Origin of the sequence: Streptomyces blattellae, assembly GCF_009709555.1 — a bacterium.
GTDB lineage: Bacteria > Actinomycetota > Actinomycetes > Streptomycetales > Streptomycetaceae > Streptomyces > Streptomyces blattellae.
Map to the genome: position 1 here is coordinate 1 of NZ_WJBG01000036.1, position 406 is coordinate 406.

Below are 406 nucleotides of genomic sequence, written 5' to 3' on the forward strand. Positions count from 1 at the left end.
GACTGGAGTGCCATGTCCGGTTTTCAACAAACCATGCAAATGCTGAATGAGGGCATCGTTCCCACTGCGATGCTGGTTGCCAACGATCAGATGGCGCTGGGCGCAATGCGCGCCATTACCGAGTCCGGGCTGCGCGTTGGTGCGGATATCTCGGTAGTGGGATACGACGATACCGAAGATAGCTCATGTTATATCCCGCCGTTAACCACCATCAAACAGGATTTTCGCCTGCTGGGGCAAACCAGCGTGGACCGCTTGCTGCAACTCTCTCAGGGCCAGGCGGTGAAGGGCAATCAGCTGTTGCCAGTCTCACTGGTGAAAAGAAAAACCACCCTGGCGCCCAATACGCAAACCGCCTCTCCCCGCGCGTTGGCCGATTCATTAATGCAGCTGGCACGACAGGTTT

1 pseudogene is annotated in these 406 nt (G+C 56.4%); it reads left to right on the forward strand.

Annotated elements, in window-relative coordinates:
- Positions 1-406 (forward strand): annotated as a pseudogene (gene lacI, locus GFH49_RS00890) (DNA-binding transcriptional repressor LacI); the annotation flags it as partial.